Genomic DNA, 23,537 nt, shown 5'->3' with positions numbered 1-23,537 from the left:
ATGTCCCTGGCAGCGTTCGAAAACACGTCTTCTTATGTTCACGGTGGAGATCCGTCGGCCAGGCGCCTCAATCTGGCGAGCAAAGTCCGCCAGCAAGCCGGAGCGCACATAGACCGGAATACGGCTGCTGAAGCATGCCTTTTGCCAATGCTGGAGGCTCTCGGCTGGGACGGCATGGAGCGCCATCTTTTTGAAGCGCTCCCTCATCTTGAGGGGATTGGCGGCATTTTTGATCTGCGGGCTGTCTTGACCAGATTGAACTATCGGGTCACGGCTTCTTCACGCCCGCTTAAACAACTGACACCAGAACAATTCCCGTGCTTGTTGAAGGTCGGACAAAATGTCTGTGTCGGCCTTGGACCAAGTGGGGACGGCCGGCTTCGTGTTTTCAGCGGGGAAGCCCAGCAAACAGTAAATCTTGATTACTCGGCCCTCAAGGACGCCGAACTTTTCTTGATTGCAGAAGATGATCCAACAGCCACTTCCGGCTTCAAACACTGGTCTTCGAGGCTGTTTCACAGGTTTCGCGGCACACTAGCTTCGATTATGGCGATCGGTTTTCTCGCCAACCTGCTCGCACTTGGCCTGCCTTTGTTTGTGATGAACGTTTATGACAAGGCAATCGGGGCGAAGTCAGTTTCCGTACTTGTTACACTGATGGTGGGCATCGGGGTGATCCTGTGTATGGACTGGCTTGTGAAGGGAACCAAATCCCACCTCCAGGCCTATCTTGGTGCCCGGCTTGATGCGGTGGTCGCAAACACCACCTTCCGGCATTTCCTGCATTTGCCTTTACCGCTCACGACATCGGCGCCAATTGGCGCGCAGATCACCCGTCTGAAGCAATTCGACGGGGTACGCGAGATATTTCACGGAAACCTCGCCAATGCGCTGATTGATCTACCATTCTCCGCACTGTTCGTGGTCGTGCTCTCGCTGATCGGCGGGCCCCTTGCCTTGTTGCCGCTCGGCCTTTTGGGGCTTTACATCATTGCCGCCCTGCTCATCGTTCCGCGCATGAAGCGCGCGATCAACTTGGCCGGGGAAGCCAAATCCCGCGTTCAAAACATTACAGTTGAAATTCTGTCCAAGCGGGACTCCATCCAGAATTTGTCTGCGGATGATGTTTGGATCGACAAGTTCCGGGCCTTGTCCGCGGACTTCGCCCAAAAGAACCTGAAAACAAAACACCTTTCCCAAATAATGCAGGTCGTCTCGCAGATGATGATGACCCTGTGCGGCATCGGGGTCCTCGGTTTCGGCGCCATCATGGTGATGAACCAAAGCCTCACGCAGGGCGCGCTCATCGCGGTCATGGCTTTGTCCTGGCGTGCGTTGAACCCGATGCACCAAGCGTTCCTGAGCTTTTCCCAGCTTGGCCAGGCACAACAGACAATCGAGCGGATCAACGGTCTTCTGAAAATCGATATGGAACGGCAACCGGGCAAACTTCCGAGCCTCCATCGCCAGTTCCAAGGCACCGTCCGGTACTCCAATGTCGTCTTGCGCTATCCGGCGCGGCAGGAGCCGGCATTGCGGAATTTCTCCCTGCAAGTTGAAAAAGGCGCCGTTGCCGCCATCACCGGTCCAAGTGGATCCGGGAAGACCTCTCTGGTGCGGGCAACACTCGGGCTTTACCGGCCGCAGATGGGGGCGATCCTGGTTGACGACCTCGACATCCGCCAGCTGGACCCGGGTGAATGGCGCCATGCGATTGGTTATGCGCCGGAACACTATGATTTCTTCTACGGAACCATCGCTCAGAATTTCAGGATGGCAAACCCTCAAGCGGACAACGATCAGGTCCGCGGAGCGTTCGAGGACTTCGGCCTCAACAACTACGCAGATCTGCTTCCGCACGGCGTTGAGACACGTCTCACTGGCCAGCTATTGCAGGTCCTTCCGGACAACGTGAAACAACGGATCCTGCTTGCACGGGCCTTTGTGCGTCCAGCTTCAATCTACGTTCTCGACGATCCGGCCGGGAACCTCGATTTCGATGGTGACAAGCTGCTGATGAAAAAGATCGAGCAGGTGCGGGGTAAATCAACCGTTATTCTAACGACTTATCGCCCCAGCCATATGCGGATCGCCGACCAGCTGGTCTACATGCAAAACGGAATGGTCACCATGGCCGGCCCGCCGTCAGAGATTTTGGACGACGTCCTGAAACAGCAATCAAAGTAATCGGAGCGTGCGCTGACCCAAGCCGCATCTCTTGACAACCGCCGAGGAAAAACCGATGGCAACAAAAGACACCTCTGATCCGCTTCGCAAAGCCGTTTACGGCCGAGTTGGCTTGCCACTCGAATTGGAAGACGGTGTTCCGCCCGCCTTCTACACCCGATTGCTGATAGGGCTCACCATCGCGACAGTGGTGCTTCTGTTGTGGGCGGCAATTGGTCAGATCCGGGAAGTTGCCAACACGATCGGTGAAATCACGCCTGCAGGTCAGATCCTTGCCGTTGAACATCTAGAGGGCGGTATTGTTAACGAGATCCTGGTCGAGGAAGGCCAGCTTGTGATGGCCGGAGATCCGATCGCGCGTCTCGAGAAAGAGGATACGACAGCCGAACTTGGTCGCATCCAAAGCCGGCTGAGCTATCTGGAACTCGAAGAAGAACGCCTCAGAGCACAAGAGTTCAGCGATCCGAACACGGTTGGACTTCGGCTAGACCCGGCCGTCAATGGTCTCAGCACACAACAGCGCGCGGCCTTAACGGCCAACCGCAAGGCTGTCGCAGACGAGCAGGACGCTTATACGGCACGGGTCGCTCAAAAACGTGCGGAAGTCGCAAGCCTGGAAGCGCAAGTCGTTTTGCAGCGGTCTCAAGTGGAACTGGAAAAGGAAAAATTCCAGATCCAGGAAACCCTTCTGAAAGACGGCTATACATCCCGCCGCCGGTATCTTGAATCAAAAGGTGAATATCAGCGGTCCCAAGTGACGCTGGAACAGCTGGTCGGCAATCTGGCGCAAGCCCGAGAAATGCTGACGGAGGCTCAGGCGAGCCTGAACCAGGCTGGCGCTGAAGTGAACCGCGACGTGGCTGATGAGCGCGCCCGGATTGCCCAGGAACGGGCGGAATTGGCTCAGGAGATTGCGAAACTGAAAGACCGGCAGGAACGCTTGTTTGTCAGGGCGCCAGTTGATGGATACATTAAAACGTTGGGCCAAACCGGACGTGGTGCCGTTGTGAATCCCGGGGACATGATCGCGGAAATCGTTCCGCAAACCGAGAGCATGGTTGCTGAGGTGAAAGTCAATCCGCGCGACATCGGTCACATCAATGTCGGCGACAAGGCTGAAATCACGATCACCAGCTATGACCCAAACATCTATGGAACGATTGTTGCGGAGGTGGAAACCATCTCAGCCTCCAGTTTCCAGGACGAATATGGCGAATACTACTTCAAGGCTGATCTCGGCTTTGCGGGAAACACAATCGGCACGGGAAATGTAACCAGCCCTGTGCGGCCGGGCATGCAAGTGAATGCCCAGATTGTGACGGGCTCCAAATCGGTTCTCGCCTATCTGCTCAACCCGGTGACCCGAGCAATGCGCACGGTGTTCTCCGAACGTTAAGCCTCAAAGACGTATCAAACAAAAAAACCCCGGTCGATCGACCGGGGTTTTCTTTTTGTCAGGCTTTCCGCTTCAGTGAGTCGCCGGCGTGACCATTGCACTGATCGTATCCTGGACATTCAGAACACCAACCGGCTTGCCATCGCCATTGACAACACAACATTCACCAAGCCCTGTTTCGGCGAACTTCTTTGCAGCCTCTTCCAGCATGATGCCGCTTTGAACGGTCAGGCCCCCTTCGAGGGTCTTTGTTTTGTCCATGACCGTGTCGACCAGGATCACCCGCCCACGATTCACTTCCTTCACAAAGTCAGCGATATACGCATCTGCTGGATTAAGGACGATATCTTGCCCACTTCCCTGCTGGATAACGGCTCCGTCCCGGAGGATCGCGATCTTGTCGCCGAGGCGCAGCGCTTCATCAAGGTCGTGGGTGATGAAGACGATTGTCTTGTGCAGCTCTTCCTGAAGGTCGAGAAGAACGGTCTGCATATCCATACGGATCAACGGATCAAGCGCTGAGAACGCTTCGTCCATAAGCAAAATGTCGGCATCGTTTGTCAAAGCACGGGCAAGACCGACACGCTGCTGCATACCGCCCGACAACTGGTTCGGATAATGGTCTTCAAAACCTTCCAAGCCAACACGGGCGATCCAGCGGGCAGCCCGCTCTTCTGCCTCCTTCATGGAGACGCCCTGAATTTCCAGGCCGTAAACGGTGTTTTTCATCACCGTCCGGTGGGGCAGAAGCGCAAACTTCTGAAAAACCATCGCTGTTTTGTGGCGACGGAATTCCCTCAGCTCACTCTGAGACATCTTACAGACGTCTTCATCACCGTAGAGCACTTCTCCGTCTGTCGGATCGATCAGTCGGTTGATGTGCCGAATCAAGGTTGATTTCCCCGACCCGGACAATCCCATCACCACCTCGATCTTACCGCCAGGCATAGAGATGTTGATGTTGTTCAAGCCTAAGACGTGATTATGCTTTTCGTTGAGCTCGGCTTTGGACATGCCGTCTTTGACGAGCTGCACCATGTCTTTGCCGTTTGGACCAAAAATCTTGTAAAGATTTTTAATCTCAATGCCTGTCGCCTCACCCATGGATCACCTCCGAGTGTTTCTGAAGGCGCTTGCCGTAGGCCTGGGTCGCGCGGTCGAAAATAATGGCAATCGCAACGATCGCGAGACCATTCATGACGCCCATCGTCAAATACTGGTTCGCAATGGCGTTCAGAACCGGCTGACCGAGGCCTTTCACGCCGATAAGAGCCGCAACAACAACCATCGCAAGTGCCATCATGATGGTCTGGTTCACGCCAGCCATGATCGTTGGCAACGCAAGTGGCAGCTGAACATTGGTCAACTTCTGCCAAGAACTGGACCCGAAGGCGTCGGCTGCCTCAAGAACGTCTTGGTCAACAAGACGAATACCGAGGTTGGTCAGTCGGATCATCGGCGGGATCGCGTAGATAACCACCGCAATCATTCCCGGCACTTTGCCAAGGCCGAAAATCATGACCACCGGAATGAGATAAACGAAGCTGGGCATCGTCTGCATGAGGTCAAGCACTGGATTGATGACGCTCTGAATTCGATCTGAGCGAGCCATCAAAATTCCAAGCGGGATCCCCAGCACGATCGCCATCATGGTGCAGACGGTCACCATCGCGATGGTGCGCATGGTGTCTTCCCACATTCCGAGATAACCGATGACGCACAACGCAACCAGGGAGCCGATCGTGATCCTGGTATTCCGGCTCATGAGATAAACAATCCCGACAAGCACGGCCAGGATGATCGGCCAAGGCGAGTTGATGAGCAGTTGTTCCAAAAAGATCAGGAAGTCCTTGATCGGATCAAACGCACTTTCAATGGCGTCCCCGTAGGCACGCGTAAAATCCTTAAAGGCCCCATCAATTGTTTGGCGCATTTCGCGCAAGCCACCCCTGCTCATTGCGGGGAATTCTTGTAGCCACTCCATCACTCTCGTCCCGTTTCTTTGCCCCTCATGGAAGAGCCCGCATCGCGATGCGGGCTCCTTTTCTCTTCAACGGCTTACAGAGAAGCTTTCACTTTTTCGGCGACTTCCGGGCTAACCCACTGGGTCCACACATCTTCAAAGTTTTCCAGGAAGTAGTATGCGCCGTCTTCGTTGGTCGCCTGATTGTCGGTCATCCAAGCCAAGACCTTACCAGCCGTCCGGTTGTCCCAAGTCCGGCCCTTCACGTAGTCCATGGTCGGACCAGCTTTTTTGGCGAAATCGTCAGTGACAACAGTGAACACCTCGGACTTAACCCAGGAGTTCGGCTTCGGATCCGGGCAGTCTTCAACAACAGTACACTTGTCCCACTCGGCCTTGTCGTGCTCGACTTCAAAGTCAAGGAGCGTCATGTCGTACTTGCCGAGGATAGCCGTCGGTGCCCAATAATAGCCGAGCCAGCCTTCACCGCGCTCGTTTGCACGTGCCAGAGATCCGTCAAGACCGGCAGCAGAACCCGGATCTACGAGTTCGAAACCAGCTTCGTCGAAACCGTTTGCGCGGAAGAGGTTACCTGTCGTGATGCGGCAGTTCCAACCGGTCGGACAGGTGAAGAAGCCACCCTTGCTGTCGTCCTCGGCACCTTTGAAGAGATCTGGGCGCTCTTTGGCGGCAGCTACGGTGTAGATGTCATGCTCTTCCGCGATAGCGGTCGGAACCCAAAAGCCTTCAACACCACCTTCGTTCAGAATTTCACCACCGATAATCAGAGATCCTTCAGCGACGGCCTTATCAAGCGGCTCACGCACAGCATTAATCCAGAGCTCCGGAGCCATGTCCGGCTCACCCTTCTCGTTCATGGACGTGAAGGTCGGCATGGTGTCGCCAGTGACCAGCTCAACATTACAGCCGTATCCATTCTCAAGAATGATCTTGTCGATGTGCGCAATCGCGCCGGCAGATGCCCAGTTCATTTCCGCAACAGTGACTGTTCCGCATTCTTCGGCCATGGCGGAAGACGCCATCCCGACGAGCGCAGTCGCAGCGACTGTGACAAACAACTTTTTCATGGGGTACTCCTATGCAGTCTGTTTGTTGAGTTTTCCATTGGCGCATCCTGAGAATACTAGAACTCTAGTATTCACCTCCCGGCGCATCAATTGATCATGTAAATTGGGAATGTGGATCAAATCACACAAAAAGGCGGGAAGATCTAGGATCTCCTCGACTGCCTTTACTCGTAGCATCTACTTCGACCCTGCTCCCTAATCTTCAGCATGAGCCCATTGGGCCGCACGAGGTCGAAACAGGTATTTCGACCAAGCTCTTGGGCTCACTCTCAATACCATTGCATTATGCGACGGCCAGCACAACAGTTGACCTGCACTTCTTTTGCGGATCGTTCCTTTTATTTCCCAGACTAGCCAAACAGCGACATTTTCCTGCCAATAAACGCCAAAGAAGATAACAATATGACTTTCAGGCACGCATTTTAATGCACTTATTTATTGATTTAAATATATATTGCAATTTATGATTGAATATTTATTGCCTTTTTTTGACCTTACAGGAGATCTCTAACGCAGTGTTCTTCAAGAGCAAATCCATCTCAACAAGACTGGACATGCTCCGCTGCAGCAAGACAATTGAACGATGAACGATCGAGGGAATAGGAGTAGCGGAAGTACACATGTCTGAATACTGAACTTCAAGGCCTGCCCATCGCGGTATTGCCGCTTGCCCAAGGCCTTCCTGGACCATCGCCGCAATGGTTTCAGGAGAATCCAGCTCACACAGAACAGGCATCTGCGCAAGAGCGTGATCCAGATAAGGGCTCGCCAACCGCCCACCCCAGGATGACCGGTCATAGATAATCCATGGAAGATCGCCGTTCTCAAAGGTCCTCAAGTGTGTAACAGGCCGGATATGCAAAAACGGCTCTTCTACAATCTGGAAACTCTGAATTCCCTTTGGCAACGCAAAAGGAGGCTGGACGCAAATCACTGCATCAACGGTTTCGCTCAACAAATCTTCATACAACGATTGGGAACTGCCTGGCCGGACCGTGAGCTGAACGTCTGGGGCCTTTGCTCGGAACTCGCGCACAACGCTAGGCAAAACGTCGAGCAACGCCGTAGAGATAGAACCAATTCGATAGGGCCCACTCAGACGATGCTCTGACACCTCTAACGACAAACGGTTCGCATCTCGCACCAGCGCGCTTGCTGCAGGAAGGAGCCGCTGGCATGCCGCCGTTGGCTTTACCCTTTTTGCTGAACGGACCAAGAGCGCGCAGTTCAGCTCGGTTTCGAGCACTTTGATCCGCTGACTGATAGCAGCAGCGGTTAAGCCTTGTTGGCGCGCAGCCGCAGCAATGGACCCTGTCTCGACCACAGCAAGGAGGCTTTCCAAAAATCGCGTATCCAAAATTTTTCCTATGCTAAGAAAAGAAAAAACATAGTAATTCTTTTTCTCAGGTTCTGCTATGAAACAACGACCTCAATTGGAGACGACATATGCAGCCCTGCTTTCACCTCGCTTTTCACGTGACCAATCTTGATGACGCCCGCGCCTTCTACGGTGAACTGTTGGGCTGCCAAGAAGGACGCAGCACCGACACATGGGTCGACTACAATTTTTTTGGACACCAGCTTTCGCTGCATATCGGGAATCCTTTCGAGACCACCAATACCGGAAAAGTTGGCGAGCACATGGTTCCGATGCCGCATATGGGCGCGGTGCTTGACATGGACACTTGGAAAAAAGTGGCGGACCGGCTTACGAGCGCGGGCGTCGAATTTGTTATCCCGCCTACCATCCGTTTCGAAGGGCGACCAGGGGAGCAAAGCACCATGTTTTTTCGGGACCCTTCCGGCAATCCGATCGAGATCAAGGGATTTGCCGATGAAACGGGAGTTTTCGCTGCATGATGCCCGTAATACCTTTCGTTTCCGAAGTCGGCGGTGTGGAACGGAAAGCCTGGAAAGATGCACTGCCGGAAGCCCTGAGCGGGATTGCGCAAGTCAAGGCGTTCGATGATCTGACACAGGTTGAACGAGAAAAAGCCACCGTCGCTATCGTCGCAAATCCAGACCCGACAAAAGTGGCCTCACTTCCCAACCTTGTTTGGGTTCAAAGCTTATGGGCCGGCGTTGAGCGTCTGGTCGCCGAACTGCCGGACACGGGTCCCCAGATCGTACGCCTCGCGGATCCGCAAATGGCGGAAACCATGTCGGAAGCGGTCCTTGCCTGGTCTCTCTATCTCCACCGTAACATGCCGTCATATATGCGGCAGCAGCGGGACCATGTCTGGCAACACCATCTCCTGAAAACGCCTCAGGAGGTAACGATCGGTGTGCTGGGAATTGGAGAACTCGGATCAGCTTCGGCACTGCGCCTGAAAGCCAATGGCTTCAACGTGCTTGGGTGGAGCCGGTCCCGCAAAACACTCAATGGCATCGAGACATTTGCCGGAGCAGAAGAACTCGACACAGTCCTGGCCCGATCCGACATCCTTGTGCTGCTGATGCCTTTGACAGGCGACACACGCGGTCTGATCGGCAAGCAGTCACTGGCTGCGGTGAAACCGGGTGCAAAGCTGATCAACTTCGCCAGGGGGCCGATCGTAGACACCAACGCGCTCCTTGCCGCGCTTGACGACGGCCGTGTCGGGCATGCCGTGCTGGATGTTTTTGACCAGGAACCCTTGGCCAAGGAGCATCCCTTCTGGTCCCACCCTGAAGTGACAGTCCTCCCTCATATCTCCGCGCCAACAATCACCAGCACTGCATCTGCGATTGTTGCTCAAAACATCAAACAGTATCTGGAAACTGGCAGCATCCCGCCAACCGTTGATCGTCAAAGGGGCTATTAAGGTACGCCCCACGCCAGTACCGTCAACGGCCGTCGCAAAACTGTCACCGGTTACCGCCTAAGAGGCGGACATTGATATTCAATTTTTCAGAGCCGTATATGTCCAGTCTTCCTATCCTTGGCGCTGCCATGTCGCTGTCGTCTTTCGAACGCCACCGGGATCTCATGCTTGAAAAACAGCGGGACTTGGAACTACAGGATTTTGTAACCGGGGAAGTCCTAAACGGAGACTGGGCGCCCGTTGCGGACCACGCCAAGAAACTGCTGGATGGACATAAAGGTCGGGTTGGCATTCATGGCCCGTTCTGGGGCTTTACTATTGATGCAAAGGACCCTGACATACGAGAGATCGTCAAGAAACGTCTGTTGCAAGGGCTTGAGGTTTGCGAAGCCATTGGTGGCACACACATGGTCGTGCACAGCCCCTATTCGACTTGGGATTACAACAATCTCGACAACTACGATACCGGTCGGGCAACAAAGATCGAACTCTGTCACCTCACGATGAGAGAAGCGGTCAAGCGCGCAGAAGATATCGGTTGCGAACTGGTGCTTGAGAACATTGAAGACAAGGACCCTTACGCGCGTATCGAACTTGCCGAGAGTTTCGGTTCGCAAGCTGTAAAGATATCCATCGACACGGGTCATGCCCACTACGCCCACGGGTCCACAGGCGCACCGCCGGTCGACTATTTCATCAAGACTGCGGGCAACAACCTACGGCACATTCATCTTCAGGATGCCGATGGCTATGCGGACCGTCACTGGACGTTAGGAGAAGGCACCATCAACTGGCCGAGCGTGTTTGCAGAACTTGGAAAACTGGACAGCGACCCGCGGTTGATCGTTGAACTGCGGGACGTTTCCGGGCTACCCGCCTCAATTGCCAACATGGAAGCTCTAGGGCTCGCCCAATAGACAATCGGCGATCTATTTTGGACCTGTGTTTTTGGGAATGACGCACGGGCGGGCGTCTTTATCGATGGCGCCTGATCCGGAAAAGATGTGACCGAGGACATTGATCGGAAGTGACAAGACCTCTCCCATGGCTCGGCCAGCTCCACCGTCTTTCACAATGAGTTCCGGGTCCGACAGGCTACCCTTGATCTCAAATGGAGACACAATCTCAACAAGTTGCTTTTTCTTAGCGCGCGGCAAAAAGGCCAGGTCCAGATTGCCGCTTTTGAAGTTGACTGAGCCGCCTCCGATAATCTGAACATTTTCGGTTTCGACAACCAGGGAATTGCCTGAAGCTCTACCGGATTTGAACCGGAGTGGCAGAACCGCACAGACCAGCTTGGCGCCCTGTTCCGAGTTACCGGACATCAGCCAAGTGAAAACACTCAAACCGCTGAGCTCGATCAAACGGTCCGGAAAACGTCCTCCCCACAAGGATGTTGTCACTTTGCCGTTCAACGTATCCAAAAAAGCATCAAGAGAGCCGGTCTCTCCGTGGAGATCGAGACTGGCGTAGACAGTGCTGCTGATCGGAGCCGTGAGGCCAAGCTCATTCATCAGGCTTTTCAGCGGAAACTTTTCCATCCGCCCCTTGATTGAGGCCACCGGCGGTTCTGTTTTGAAGTTAAAACCGAGATCACCGCTCACCCGTCCGCCGATATATGCCAACGCCAACTCTGCAATGCTCAAAACCTCGTCCTCGAATTGAACATGCGCCGAGATGTCACCTGCTTTCTTTTTGCCAGCGATTAGGCTTTTCGCTGCGACATGAATGCTGGCCGCAAACTGGGATGCGTCACTGTCAGTAATCTCAAGTCCGGTCTCCGGTCCTTCAAACCCAAGCTCGGCAAGCTGCGCGAGACCTGATAACTCCGAGAGGTTCAAAGCTTCAGAGCGAATATCACCGCTCAAGAGCCAGTTAGAAGTCTCAGGCTTTGGACCGATATTCAGATCAGCCTTGATGGCACTGCTGCTAGAAACAAACTCTCCAGAAATCCCGAGTTCGCCCGCTTGCAGGCTGCTTTGACCTGAGAAAGTGATATCTGGCAATGGTTCTGGAGCTGCCCCCGAAACGAGCTCTACGATTGCTGCAGGGTCCGGAATTGCAAATTCGGTTGTGAAGCTAAGCTCATCAACGCGGCGCAACTCAGGCACGGTCAGGTCAAAACTGAAATCCAGCAGATCGGTGCCTTCCACCGCCCCCTTGAAGGTGTTGAGAGCAAACCAGCTATCGGAATCGCTGAGTTCAATCTGCCCGACAAGCGTTCCAAGATCCGGTCGTGGTTCTCTGTTCGAGTTGAGAAAGAAGGACACCGGATATTCAAAACGTCCGGCAAGCGTTATCCCGTCCAATGCGATCACATCATCTATCTGACCAGCCAGTTTGAGGTTTGGACCGCCATCGGTCCCATTATTGATAGTCAGCTCCTGCAGGCCTACCCGGCCGTCTTCGGACTTTACAATGTGGCCCACGGAGATTGGACCAATGGTCTCAATATCCAAGATGGCGGCATTGGTTCTGACTTGCGCATTGCGGATCGCCAGATCATTCAATGGGCCGTAGATTTCGCCGGCCAGCGCCAAAATTTCAATTGCCAGTTCATTGTCCGCTGACGCGAACGGCGCTAGAAGCGCGTTGAACGAAAGATCCAAAGACGGATCCAGGCTGGCGTTTTCAACCGCACCCGTTATCGTCACCTTGTCGGAGTGCCTGCTTGTGAAGTTGATCTCAATGTTGGAAATCGATAACGACTCAAGCGTTCCGGAAAACTTCCAAGACGCATCGACTTGGCCATCGACTTCACTGGTCAATCCGCCAGAGGTCAATGCCTGAGCCAACGAGCCTGAAGACAATTCCAGCTCACCCTCAACACCGGCATAGGCTGTCGAGGTGTTGATCCTGCCGGAAATTTTGGAGTTTATGCCGGGAAACGCCAGCGCGAGTTCAAATGCGCCATTTTGCAGTGGCCCATTTTGCGGTGGCCGAGCAATTCCACCCGATATTTGAAGCGGAGTTCCGTTCAAGTCGGCATCCAGTTCAATATCGAGCGTGTCCGTTTCTTCTGACGGAGCAATGTTGAGCGAACGGATATTTACTCGCTCATTCCATCCACTTTGGACGCCCAGATAATGTAAGGTAACGTCGGTCAGTTTCAGTGCTTCAAACACCGGCAGATTGATAACCTCAGACGCCAGCCGGTAATAGGACAGTTCCTCGTCAGTGGTCTCCCCCGGGGACGCCAGCAATTCAATGTCAGCACCAGCCATTTCAAAATTTGAGATACCGGATAAGTCACCTAGAAGAAGCCTGTAAGGTGCATCAAACCGGACATAGTCAAAAAACCTTCCGGTGCCGCCTTTTGGCTGGCTGTACCGCTCGACGACGGCATCCTCCATCCGCACAACGATCTGAGACCCGAATTCGATACGGACAGGACCTTGCACCTCTGCCGACCGATCGAGCTGAACCGTCAGAATGCGGCTTGCGATGGTTTGCCGGAGTGGCTCGAAGACTCCAAGTGTTAGAGCCGAGACCATAAGAGCAGCCAATACCAACAGACCAACCACACAGCCGGCGAAGACACGCCGGACTATTCTGATGGTCGGCCGAACCGCCACTTTCGGGGTTTCTGTTGCCACTTTGGAGACCGCTTCTCTTGCAGCCCCCCGCCGGGGGATCTGAATGTGAACGGCAATTACAGATCAAACAGATATTGCTTTCAACTGAGAAGTCTCCGGGGCATGGATTTTATCCCTGAGCGCCCCCGCCCGGAGGGTCTACTGGCAGCACCGACAAACTGACCTCGATCATCTTGTCCAACTCAGTCAGAGAAAGCCCAGCTTGGGCCATGGACGAAATGGCAGCCGCTTGTCCCGCGAAGAAGTCTGCAAGTGCATTGATATCGGTACTGTTCGACAACTCGCCTTCGGTCTCGGCCCGCCTTAAGCGGAGAAGAAAGGCGTCCCGCCGCTCAAAATTGAGGTCTTGCAGCGCCTGTTTCAATTGCTGACTTTGGGCCGAACAGACGAAACTGTTGTTGACGATGAAACAGCCCTCGGGCAGTCCGCTCCCTTCTTTCGCGTGCAGAACACCCCGCAAAGCGGTTCGCAAGCTCTGTTTCAGAGGTTCAGGTGAGTTCACAAGATCGTTGACAAGAGGCGCACCAATCTCTTCCTGGTAGAGTCGCAAAGCCTTTTGGAAAATCTCGTCCTTGTCACCAAGGTTGGCATAAAGGCCCGGCTTGGCCATTCCCGTAGCGGACACAAGATCCGCCATTGACGTGCGATCATAGCCCCGCTCCCACAAAGTGTGCATAGCGGTTTTAAGCGCATCCTTCGGATCAATTTTTCTCGGCCGGCCTCTCGGCATGTGCTGGTTGCCCTGCTTGATCGCAAATTAAAATACCAATTCGTATTTTATTATCTTGAAACTCGCTTTCAAGCACTTATTAAAATACCGTATCGTATTTTATTTGATCGACCACAAGAGAGGACGTCTGCAAATGTCGAAAATTGAAGGAAAAGCCGTCTTGGTCACTGGCGCGAACCGGGGCATCGGACGGGCGTTTGTCACTGCGCTTCTGGAACGCGGTGCCGCAAAAGTCTACGCAGCCGCGCGCCAGCCAGAAACACTGAGTGATGTTGTTGCGCAGAACAATGGCAAGGTGGTTCCAGTCAAGCTGGATGTAACTGAACCGGAAGACATTGCGGCCGCGGCAAAACACAAGGACGTAGCACTTGTGATCAACAACGCGGGCACCGCCGGTTTCTCAAGCTTCACGAATCCGGATGCCGTTGATCGCGGGCGCTTTGAAATGGAGACCAACTATTTCGGCACTTTGAGTGTGTCCCAAGCCTTTGCCCCGATCCTGAAAGCCAACGGCGGAGGCGCGATCATCAACCTCGGATCGATCGCCTCGCACGTGAATTTCCCGGTCTTGGGGACCTATAGCGCCTCGAAAGCGGCCGTACACTCGCTGACACAGGGCCTTCGAGCGGAGCTCGCAGCACAAGGAACGCAAGTTGTCGGCGTCTACCCTGGACCGGTGGACACTGATATGGCCGAGAAGTTTGAAACCGATAAAACCTCGCCTCAGGAGGTCGTCCGGCAGATCCTTGATGCCTTGGATAAGGGAGAAGAGAATGTCTTCCCAGACCCTACATCAACGCAATTGTATGAGCAATTCCTCGCAGCGCCCGATGCAACGGCACAGTTTGTTGGTCAGACATATCTGCCGGGCTAACAAGACGGAAAATTCTCGAGCGCGCCACTCGGCGCGCTCAAAATGCCCCCGCCGGGTCTGGCTTTATGATCCGCCCTTAACCCATCGCCCAGGGACCGTGATAGCCACCACCCTCCTTGTCCGTACGCGCAAATCCGTGGGCTCCAAAGAAGTCACGCTGTCCTTGAAGCATGTTTGCAGTCGAACGTTGGGTCCGCATTATGTCGAAATACGACAGCGCTGCCGATAGGGCCGGAACCGGCAAACCGTGAAGCATGGCCTGTGCCACAACCTGGCGCAGGCTCGCCTCGGTTTCTTTCAGCTTTCCGGTAAAGAACGGGGCCAGCATCAGGTTGCGGTTCGCATCGTCCGACAGTGCAGACGACATGTCGTTCAACATGGCAGAGCGAATGATACAGCCGTTGCGCCAGATCTTCGCGATCTCCGGCAGTGGCATGTCCCAGCCATACTGTTTTGCTGCTTCCAGAATGAGACCGAAACCCTGCGCGTAACAGATGATCTTTCCAGCAACGAGCGCAGATTCCAGAGCGTCAATTCCGATAAGGTCCTTGTCCATACGCTGAGGCGCTGCGCCGAACACCTGTTCGCCCTTATCACGCTCTTCAAGTCTCGCGGACATATTGCGCGCGGCAACGGCAGCCTCGATTGCACTGGCAGGCGTGCCAAGCATCAACGCCTCGATCGCTGTCCAGCGGCCCGTGCCCTTCTGACCCGCGGTGTCCAAAATGATATCCAGCATCGGCTTGCCGGTTTCCGGATCTGCCGTCTTGGCGACCTTCCCTGAGATTTCGATCAGGTACGACTGCAGTATCCCGCCATTCCAGCGTTCAAGAACCTCACCCACTTCGGCTGCGCTCATGCTGAAGCCATCACGCATCACACCATAGACCTCGGCGATCATCTGCATGTCGGCATATTCAATGCCATTGTGCACCGTCTTGACCAGGTGACCGGCACCGGCAGCGCCAAGGAATGCGGCACACGGCTCGTCCTCATACTTGGCCGAGATCGCCTCCAGAATATGCCCCACGCGGTCCCAGGCGGATTTGTCGCCCCCACCCATGATGGACGGACCAAACCGGGCCCCTTCCTCACCGCCAGACACTCCGATGCCCATGAACCGCGGCCCCTTTTCATCGGCTTCTTCCGCCCGCCGATTGGTGTCGTGGTAGTTGGCGTTGCCCGCATCGATGATGAGATCATCCGCATCCAGAAGCGGACGAAGAGCCGCGATCTGCGCGTCAACGGCCTCCCCGGCCGGCACCATCAAAATGATTGCGCGCGGTGAAGCGATCGACGCAACGAAGTCCTCAAGGGCCTTGCTTGGCACGAGTTTCTCAGCCAGCGGACCAGACTTTTCCATGAACTGATCGGTTTTTTCCGATGTCCGGTTGAACACGGCAATCCGAAAACCGTTTTCGGCAATATTGAGCGCCAGATTTCCGCCCATCGTTCCAAGGCCGATCAGGCCGATTTCCGCTTTAGCGCCGTCAGTTGTCATGCAATGTGCCCGTAAGTTTTCTTTAAATCGATTTGACGTGGTGATAGCCGACCTCATGACAATCGGCAATTGCCTGGTGTCATCGTCAGTATTGGGGAAGCGTGTTTTCTTAATCGTCCGCCAATAGGACGGAAGCCCCAATCACGTAATTTTACCTAACAGCCAAAAAAATCTGTCACACAAGCCTGATAGCCAAAGCCATCTGTTAACCACCAGTGGCCTTTCGCAAAGGATCCGTGACATGAAAAAGTTCCTGATGGCTGCCGGCATTCTTGCCGGTGCAACCGCATCCGCATTTGCCGGAAACGTTTCCGGCAAACTGGTTCTTTATACCTCCCAGCCGAACCAGGACGCCCAGGCAACGGTCGACGCGTTCACCGCCAAACACCCGGGCGTTGAAGTCGAATGGGTGCGCGACGGCACCACAAAAATGATGGCCAAGCTGCGCACGGAATTTGAAGCAGGCGCGCCGAAGCCGGACGTTCTCTTGATTGCAGACATGGTCACCATGGAAGGGCTGAAGCAGGAAGGCCGTTTGATGGCCCACGCAGGCGCTGACGTGTCTGCCTATGATCCGGCTCTGATGGATGATGACAAGACCTACTTCTCCACCAAGCTGATCACCAGCGGCATCGTCTACAACACCAATGCGCCGATGAAGCCGTCCTCCTACAAGGATCTCCTGAAGCCGGAGGCCAAAGACAAATTGGCCATGCCGTCTCCGCTGACATCCGGTGCAGCCACCATCCACATGGCAGCTCTGACCTCCAATCCGGATCTCGGCTGGGCCTTTTACGAAGGCCTTGCTGATCAGGGCGCCAATCCAAAAGGTGGCAACGGTGGCACCTACAAGGCCATCGCCGGCGGAGAAAAACTCTATGGTTTCGTCGTGGATTTCCTTCCGATCCGCGAAAAACTGAAAGGTGCTCCGGTCGAGTTCGTGTTCCCTGAAGAGGGTGTTTCTGCTGTCACCGAACCGGTTGCGATCCTCTCTACGGCCCAGAACCCTGACGCGGCCAAGGCTTTTGTTGACTTCCTTCTTTCCGAAGAAGGCCAGAAACTGGCGTCGTCTCAAGGATATCTGCCAGCCCATCCGGCTGTTGCAGCACCGGAAGGTTTCCCGGCTCGTGACCAGATCAAGCTGATGGACTTCGATCCAGCACAGGCCCTCGAGCAGGATCAAGCAAACAAGATCAAGTTCACCGAGATCTTCGGTGGCTAAGACTTGATGGCGCAAGCCCAGAATTCAAAACTGCTCAATGGCGAGAGGATCTCTCTCGCCATTTTGGTTCTCTGCGCGACGCTCCTGTGCGGATTGCCGCTCCTCCTCCTTTTCAAGATCGGATTGACCCAGGACGGCGCGCTTGCTTTTGCGCCGCTGGCAGAAGCCCTATCCAGCCGGTCTGTTCAAAGGGCGCTCTGGCACTCCATGGAGAGCAGCCTCTTGTCGGCGCTCGCGGCAACAGTCTTGGGAACAGTTCTGGCCCTGATTGTCGGACTGACAGATATTCGCGCCAAGGGACTGCTCGTCTTTTTGATTCTCCTACCGATGATGATCCCGCCGCATGTCACGGCAATTGCCTGGATTCAGGCACTGGGGCCGGCAAGTCCGGTGCTTCGATGGATTGGGCTGGCACCCGAAATCGGGTCAACGCATCCGCTTTATTCACGCGAGGGTCTTGTTCTTCTTCTGACACTCCAGCACAGCCCATTGGTGTTCCTGCTGGTTCGGGCAGCGCTCCGGTCCTTTCCGAGGGAATTGTCTGATGCTGCGCGCGTGTCCGGCGCAGGGGCATTCCGCCTTTTGACAAGAATTACGCTGCCACTCCTCGCGCCGGCTTTGCTCGCCGGATTTGCTCTTGCATTTATCGCAGCGCTTGGAAACTTCGGCATCAACGCGCTGATCGGCGTTCCGGCACGCTACACGACGCTTCCGGTTCTGATTTGGCGAAGACTGGCGAGTTTCGGGCCGGATGTCCTCCCGAATGTCGCAATCATTTCGGTCATCCTGGCGATGGTCGCTCTTGTAGCCCTCCTCATACAGGGGGTGTTGCAACGACGCATGCGCGCCAGCCTCATTGGCCTGCCGCAGGACCCGCTTGCAATCTCGCTTGGCTCAAAACGCAAATGGATAGAAACAGGTCTTTGGAGTTTTGTTGGCCTGGTTCTGTTGCTTCCCGCTGCATCGCTTCTGGCGACTTCCTTGGTGAAGACATACGGGCTCCCGCTTTCAGCAAGCACCGTGAATCTGGACAACTTCGCAGAAGTTCTCTGGCGCCAGTCTGTGACGCTAAGAGCCTTTGCGAATTCGACGTTGATTGCCGCAATTGCAGCAAGCGTTATCGCGATCATCGGCATCTTCTTGGGCTACTTCCTCTGTCACCGGCATAAAGTTTATCGCCGTACGGGGACCGCAACGGCCGCACAGGCAGAGATCGCCTTTGCCGTACCGGGTCTGGTCATGTCCATCGCCTTTATTCTGGCGTTCATCCATCCCCTGCCGTTCTTGAACATCTCGCTCTACAACACGCTTTGGATCATTTTGATTGCTTATATCTCCGCTTTTCTCGCGGTCGGATTAAAACCCGTTGCCGCTGCCTTTGTGCAGATGGATAGATCGCTCGAAGACGCTGCCCGTGTATCCGGTGCGGGATTTTTCCGGCGCATCCGGCGTGTATTTGCGCCGCTTGTTGCGCCGTCTGCAGCTTCCGGTGCGATTCTCGTGTTCCTCACTGCCTACAACGAGGTCACTGTCTCGGCACTTCTGTGGTCGACGGGAAACGAGACAATCGGAACCACCATTTTCAATTACGAGGATGGTGGTTACACCACACTCGCAGCAGCCATGTCTGTGGTAGTTGTTCTGGCAACAATTTTGGTCATGCTCGGCATGAACGGTCTGGCAAAACGCGTGCCTTCTGGAACGATCCCCTGGAAGGACTAGTATCAGTCTTAGAGAGTGTGAGATTTGAAGATCAGACAAACACGCAAAAGCGACATCTCAGCTCTTCAGGCCGTGGAGATTTCCGCTAGCAAAGCCTTTCTAGAAATCGAAGGATTGGAAACCTTCGCAGATGGCAGTTGCGCGACAGCGGAACAGCATATGTCTGCAATCGAACCAGGCACAAGCTGGACCGCGGAAACAGATGGCGGACAACAGGTCGGCTTTCTGGCCGCGATCCCGGAAGACGCCGCACTTCATGTCTATGAGATTTCCGTTCATTCTGATTACCAGAAACAGGGAATCGGCAAAGCGCTGATCAAACACGCTGAAGCCCATGCAAGAGTGCTCGGACTGTTGGAAATGACATTAACGACGTTCAGGCACGTGCCCTGGAATGCGCCGTTTTATGAAAGACTGGGGTTCCAGATCCTGAAGTTGGAAGAATGTGATGCGCGGCTTGGCAGCATCCTCACAGAAGAACTCGGCCGCGGATTGCCTATGCCCGAACAACGCTGCGCCATACGCAAAGCGCTGACTTGAGCAGGCCAACTACTCCGGCAATATCCATCCGCGGAGAATGTCCAGAAACAGGGTTTCACCGGTCACAGCCGGGCGATTGAGGGTCATCAACAACGGCATTGAGAGCCCATCGAGGGCTACAAAAACTTCCCAGAAACCGCCACGGTAAATCGTTCTTTCAACGGTTGCTTTAAGACCGTGCCCACCAACAGATGGAACCAGGTGTTCGGGCCGCAGAATCAGCGTTGCTGAACCGGTTCTGGTACCAACAGGGCAGTCCACGTCGACCCGGTGCCCGGCAAGTGTAATATTCGCGTGCCCGGCTTCGACATGGTTGACCTCAACGCGAACCAGACTGCTACGCCCAATAAAACTGGCAACCCGCCGCGAAGTCGGCCGACGGTAAAGCACATCCGGCTCGGCAACCTGCAAGATCTCTCCGTCCCACATAACCGCTACCCGGTCGGCGAGTGCCATCGCTTCGCGCTGATCATGGGTGATGAACAGGGTCGTTGCGCCACTGGCCTTATGGAATGCTGCAAGCTCTTCCTCCATGGCACCGCGCAAGTGCGGATCAAGGTTTGCAAGCGGCTCGTCCATCAACACTGTTTTTGCCCCTTGCGCCAAACAGCGTGCGAGCGCGACCCGCTGGCGCTGCCCGCCGGAAAGATCAGCCGGTTTCCGGTCGCGAAATGCCGACAATTCCACCGTGGCAAGGTGTTCATTGGTGCGTGTTTTGATGTCGGACTTTTTCAAGCCAGACGTTTCCATCGGAAAGGCGACATTTTCAGCAACACTCATGTGTGGCCAGAGAGCGTAGGACTGGAATACGACGCCGGTTTGCCTCCGTTCCGGCTCCATATGGTAGCCGTCTCGAGCGACTGTTGTGCCGCCCAGCGCGATTTCTCCACTGTCGATGGGCGCCAGTCCGGCGATCGTACGCAACAGTGTGGACTTGCCGCAGCCCGAAGGACCAAGCACCACAAAAAATGTGCCCTCCGGGATCGAAATGGATACGTCCTTTAGAGCTTTGTGTAACCCGAACGACTTGGTAACGGACGCAATTTCAATAGACATATGACCCCGTTACCGGCTTCCTATGACAGCCGGATTACACCCGTCCATGGTCGCTCCATTCACTTTCAGCGCAGTCTGAGGAGAAGGTCGACCTCTTCTTCCAAGGCACGTGCATAGGCACGTGAGGCGGGTGCGTTTTCGTGGGTCAGGGTTTCCTGCCGAAACAGACAATATGCGGCCAATCGCCAATGGTAGGCGGATCTTTCAGCCAAAAAACGATCAACAATCGCGCGGTCCGGATAATGCTCCAAAAACAGGTCCTCGGCATAAAGGACGAGTGGCTTCAGGCCATAAAGCGTGAGGAGACCGGGGGAGAGAAAACAAGCGATGTCTTCAACGGGATCTCCGAGACCAGCATATTGCCAATCGATCAAAGTGGGTCCTGCCGCTGTCATTTGCACTGTGCCGAGGCAAAGGGACCTGTGAATCAGGATGTGTTGGGGTACCGCAGACACCTCGTTTGAACTGTCATGTGGCCTGAGACGTTTCAAATTGGCAGCCCGGCGGCTATCCGGAATCTTTTCCAGAATAGCATCAGCATGAGCGAGCACCTGGTGATACCCGGATGGCACCATTCTGACTTCCTCTGGTGCAAGCTCCAGAGCTGCAAAGCGCCCAAGCAGCAGAGCCGCATCACGCACATCAATTTCAGCTTCCGAGCCGCGTTCATATCCATAAATCACCAAAGGCGACCCAGCTGGACTGTCCAGAAAACACTCCAAACGCGGCGCCAATCGATGACGCTCCAACAAGGTCAGAGCAGTCGCTTCTTCCTGGGGCAGCGTAGGGTAGAGCGGATTGTTCTCAAGGCCCGGAAAATACTCCTTGATGACATAATCGCGCTCGCGCGTTTGGAGACGCCAAAACCGGTGTGTGTAGGAACTCGGAAGAGGTCGTAGCCGCGCTCCGCTCAGATCCCCGAACGGATAGCGGCCTTGCAAAAAGTCCAGCAATTCAGCGTCGGTCATCCTGTCAGTCACGCAACACCTTCAAAATTCACTTCATTTTTTTGAAGCCTTTGCATCGCAGACGTCAAGCTTCGTCAATAGCCGAGCAGACCCGATTGACCGCCGGATCTGGAAATGTCGCGAAAGTGGCAACCGCCGTCGTTCTGAGACGCCGTAGAAAAATAACCCTCTCGATTAAGGTTGAACGACAGGTTTGGGCAGAGATCTGCTCACGGCCCCAAAATCTTTCACGCTCTGCGTATACGGCCTCGGAAAGGTGTCTCGCCATGTCCAGTCAGCTCGATCTTGTTGAGACCACGGAAGCGGCGCCAGCAAGGCGTGGCCGCCGCCGGCGCGGCGGTGGAGACAAAGCGGGCCCGGAGCTCTTCCCTCAAAAGCCATTCAAACAACCCCGCCACATCTACAAGCCTGTGGAGGCTGTCTCCGCTGATGAGCTGGAGTCCATTCACGAAGCTTCAATGCGGGTGCTCGAAGACATCGGCATCGACTTCCTTCATGAGGAAGCAAAGGAAATCTTGAAGGCAGCTGGAGCGGATGTAACACCGGGATCAGACCGGGTTCGCATGGACCGGGCTATGGTTGAAGAGCTCGTCGGAAAAACGCCGGAACAGTTTACGGTTCATGCCAGAAATCCGGCGCATAATTTGACCCTTGGCGGCGACCATATTGCATTCTCCTGTGTCGCAAGTGCACCGAATGCTGTCGACCGCGAGGGTGGGCGTCGCCCCGGAAACCAGGCGGACTATCGCAATTTCCTGAAGCTTGCGCAGTTCTTCAACATCATTCACTGCGTCATGGGGTATCCGGTCGAACCGGTCGACATTCACGCCTCTGTTCGGCATCTGGATTGTGTGTCCGACATGATCCGCCTGATGGACAAGGTGTTTCACATCTATTCGCTCGGCAAGGAACGGAATCGCGATGGTCTGGAGATGACCCGCATCGCGATGGGGTTATCGGAAGAAGAGTTCCGCAAGACCCCGAGCGTTATCACAATCATCAATTCTTCCTCCCCGCTTCGGCTCGATACGCCGATGCTCCAAGGCCTCATCGAAATGGCACGGGCCGGACAAGTGAGCGTTCTGACGCCGTTCACGTTGGCGGGCGCAATGGCTCCTGTAACGGTCGCGGGAGCATTGACACTCCAAAATGCCGAAGCACTCGCCGGCATCGCCTTCACCCAGATGGTCAATCCCGGCGCGCCGATGGTCTATGGCGGTTTTACCTCGAATGTGGACATGAAATCCGGCGCACCGGCCTTCGGAACGCCGGAATACATCAAGGCCGCCCTCGTCAGCGGACAGCTTGCCCGGCGCTACGGCCTTCCCTTCCGCACCTCCGGCGTGTGCGCAGCCAATACGGTCGACTATCAAGCTGCACTTGAAACGACATTGTCAGAATGGGGTGCGATCAATGGCGGCGGCAACCTGATCAAACATGCCGCCGGATGGCTCGAAGGTGGCCTATCGGCCGGGTTTGAGAAATTCATCACGGATATCGACCTCCTCCAGATGCTGGCCGAATATCTGACGCCCCTCGATGTGTCAGAAGAGGCGCTTGCCATCGAGGCCATCCGCGACGTGGGCCCGGCAGGACACTTCTTTGGAACCGAGCACACTCAGGCCCGGTACAAGGATGCATTCTACGCTCCGATCGTGTCCGATTGGCGCAACTATGAAACATGGCAGGAAGCGGGGAGCCCGGTCGCCTACGACAAGGCGAACACGCTCTACAAGAAGGCACTTGAGGCCTACGAAGCCCCGGCACTCGATCCTGCAATTGATGAAGAACTCTCCGCCTTTGTGGCCAAGCGCAAGGAAGAAGGCGGCGCGCCAACCGACTTCTAACGAGCGAATTTTGGCATGCCGCGCTTTAAGCGGATGAAACTGA

Annotated in this window: 19 protein-coding genes; 10 read left to right on the top strand and 9 right to left on the bottom strand. The window is 54.9% G+C overall.

The features are described from left to right. The gene (locus ACQY4Z_RS15595; RefSeq protein ID WP_428522709.1) at positions 1-2,187 is read left to right on the top strand and encodes a peptidase domain-containing ABC transporter; all 2,187 of its coding nucleotides are present in this window, start codon (positions 1-3) and stop codon (positions 2,185-2,187) included. A 55-nt stretch (positions 2,188-2,242) separates the two neighbouring features. Beyond that, positions 2,243-3,583, top strand: coding sequence for an HlyD family type I secretion periplasmic adaptor subunit (locus ACQY4Z_RS15590; RefSeq protein WP_428522707.1), 1,341 nt, complete (start codon positions 2,243-2,245; stop codon positions 3,581-3,583). A gap of 72 nt (positions 3,584-3,655) precedes the next feature. On the opposite strand, the gene ACQY4Z_RS15585 is transcribed toward ACQY4Z_RS15590, so the two are convergent. The 4 genes from ACQY4Z_RS15585 to ACQY4Z_RS15570 all read right to left on the bottom strand — a co-directional run bounded on the left by ACQY4Z_RS15585 (position 3,656) and on the right by ACQY4Z_RS15570 (position 7,991). Next, the gene (locus ACQY4Z_RS15585) at positions 3,656-4,687 is read right to left on the bottom strand and encodes a quaternary amine ABC transporter ATP-binding protein (RefSeq protein WP_428522705.1); all 1,032 of its coding nucleotides are present in this window, start codon (positions 4,685-4,687) and stop codon (positions 3,656-3,658) included. After that, positions 4,680-5,567, bottom strand: a complete 888-nt coding sequence (locus ACQY4Z_RS15580) for an ABC transporter permease (RefSeq protein ID WP_428522703.1) — start codon at positions 5,565-5,567, stop codon at positions 4,680-4,682. Before ACQY4Z_RS15580 ends, ACQY4Z_RS15585 begins: the two co-directional genes overlap by 8 nt. A gap of 74 nt (positions 5,568-5,641) precedes the next feature. Further along, on the bottom strand, positions 5,642-6,634 hold the full coding sequence (locus ACQY4Z_RS15575) for an ABC transporter substrate-binding protein (protein ID WP_428522701.1): 993 nt from the start codon (positions 6,632-6,634) through the stop codon (positions 5,642-5,644). A gap of 475 nt (positions 6,635-7,109) precedes the next feature. After that, positions 7,110-7,991: a LysR family transcriptional regulator gene (locus ACQY4Z_RS15570; protein WP_428522700.1), complete on the bottom strand. Its 882-nt coding sequence runs from the start codon at positions 7,989-7,991 to the stop codon at positions 7,110-7,112. 89 nt (positions 7,992-8,080) lie between these two features. On the opposite strand from ACQY4Z_RS15570, the gene ACQY4Z_RS15565 reads away from it, so the two are divergent. The 3 genes from ACQY4Z_RS15565 to ACQY4Z_RS15555 all read left to right on the top strand — a co-directional run bounded on the left by ACQY4Z_RS15565 (position 8,081) and on the right by ACQY4Z_RS15555 (position 10,355). Next, on the top strand, positions 8,081-8,494 hold the full coding sequence (locus ACQY4Z_RS15565) for a VOC family protein (protein ID WP_428522698.1): 414 nt from the start codon (positions 8,081-8,083) through the stop codon (positions 8,492-8,494). Continuing rightward, positions 8,491-9,438 carry a 2-hydroxyacid dehydrogenase gene (locus ACQY4Z_RS15560; protein WP_428522696.1) on the top strand — a complete coding sequence of 316 codons (948 nt, stop codon included), beginning with the start codon at positions 8,491-8,493 and terminating at the stop codon, positions 9,436-9,438. Before ACQY4Z_RS15565 ends, ACQY4Z_RS15560 begins: the two co-directional genes overlap by 4 nt. Positions 9,439-9,536: 98 nt before the next feature. Further along, the gene (locus ACQY4Z_RS15555; protein ID WP_428522694.1) at positions 9,537-10,355 is read left to right on the top strand and encodes a sugar phosphate isomerase/epimerase family protein; all 819 of its coding nucleotides are present in this window, start codon (positions 9,537-9,539) and stop codon (positions 10,353-10,355) included. A 12-nt stretch (positions 10,356-10,367) separates the two neighbouring features. Here the strand turns inward: ACQY4Z_RS15555 and ACQY4Z_RS15550 are convergent, their stop codons facing one another. Both ACQY4Z_RS15550 and ACQY4Z_RS15545 read right to left on the bottom strand, forming a co-directional pair. Beyond that, positions 10,368-13,034 (bottom strand): AsmA-like C-terminal region-containing protein, encoded by a 2,667-nt coding sequence (locus ACQY4Z_RS15550; RefSeq protein WP_428522692.1) that lies wholly within the window; start codon positions 13,032-13,034, stop codon positions 10,368-10,370. Positions 13,035-13,143: 109 nt separating this feature from the next. Next, positions 13,144-13,710: a TetR/AcrR family transcriptional regulator gene (locus ACQY4Z_RS15545; protein ID WP_428522690.1), complete on the bottom strand. Its 567-nt coding sequence runs from the start codon at positions 13,708-13,710 to the stop codon at positions 13,144-13,146. 187 nt (positions 13,711-13,897) lie between these two features. Between ACQY4Z_RS15545 and ACQY4Z_RS15540 the strand changes: the two genes are divergently transcribed. Continuing rightward, a complete protein-coding gene (locus ACQY4Z_RS15540) occupies positions 13,898-14,638 on the top strand; it encodes an SDR family oxidoreductase (protein ID WP_428522688.1) in 741 nt (246 codons plus the stop codon). A gap of 76 nt (positions 14,639-14,714) precedes the next feature. Here ACQY4Z_RS15540 and gndA read toward each other — a convergent pair whose 3' ends face one another. Next, complete coding sequence (gene gndA / locus ACQY4Z_RS15535) at positions 14,715-16,139, bottom strand: NADP-dependent phosphogluconate dehydrogenase (protein WP_428522686.1); 1,425 nt, start codon at positions 16,137-16,139, stop codon at positions 14,715-14,717. Between the two features lie 241 nt (positions 16,140-16,380). Between gndA and ACQY4Z_RS15530 the strand changes: the two genes are divergently transcribed. Genes ACQY4Z_RS15530 through ACQY4Z_RS15520 form a run of 3 tightly spaced genes read left to right on the top strand, consistent with a single transcriptional unit; the run spans position 16,381 to position 19,623 of the window. Next, positions 16,381-17,361 carry an ABC transporter substrate-binding protein gene (locus ACQY4Z_RS15530; RefSeq protein WP_428522684.1) on the top strand — a complete coding sequence of 327 codons (981 nt, stop codon included), beginning with the start codon at positions 16,381-16,383 and terminating at the stop codon, positions 17,359-17,361. Between the two features lie 6 nt (positions 17,362-17,367). Further along, on the top strand, positions 17,368-19,083 hold the full coding sequence (locus ACQY4Z_RS15525; protein WP_428522682.1) for an ABC transporter permease: 1,716 nt from the start codon (positions 17,368-17,370) through the stop codon (positions 19,081-19,083). 24 nt (positions 19,084-19,107) lie between these two features. Further along, the gene (locus ACQY4Z_RS15520) at positions 19,108-19,623 is read left to right on the top strand and encodes a GNAT family N-acetyltransferase (protein ID WP_428522680.1); all 516 of its coding nucleotides are present in this window, start codon (positions 19,108-19,110) and stop codon (positions 19,621-19,623) included. A gap of 9 nt (positions 19,624-19,632) precedes the next feature. Here the strand turns inward: ACQY4Z_RS15520 and ACQY4Z_RS15515 are convergent, their stop codons facing one another. Next, positions 19,633-20,679, bottom strand: a complete 1,047-nt coding sequence (locus ACQY4Z_RS15515; RefSeq protein ID WP_428522678.1) for an ABC transporter ATP-binding protein — start codon at positions 20,677-20,679, stop codon at positions 19,633-19,635. Positions 20,680-20,744: 65 nt separating this feature from the next. Continuing rightward, positions 20,745-21,647, bottom strand: a complete 903-nt coding sequence (locus ACQY4Z_RS15510; RefSeq protein WP_428522676.1) for a phosphotransferase — start codon at positions 21,645-21,647, stop codon at positions 20,745-20,747. Between the two features lie 266 nt (positions 21,648-21,913). Between ACQY4Z_RS15510 and ACQY4Z_RS15505 the strand changes: the two genes are divergently transcribed. Further along, positions 21,914-23,494, top strand: coding sequence for a trimethylamine methyltransferase family protein (locus tag ACQY4Z_RS15505; RefSeq protein WP_428522674.1), 1,581 nt, complete (start codon positions 21,914-21,916; stop codon positions 23,492-23,494). Positions 23,495-23,537: the final 43 nt, after the last annotated feature.

Origin of the sequence: Roseibium sp. (assembly GCF_965276855.1) — a bacterium.
Taxonomy (GTDB): Bacteria; Pseudomonadota; Alphaproteobacteria; order Rhizobiales; family Stappiaceae; genus Roseibium.
Note: the sequence above shows the minus strand (reverse complement) of the source record. Positions and strands in the feature narration are given on the sequence as shown.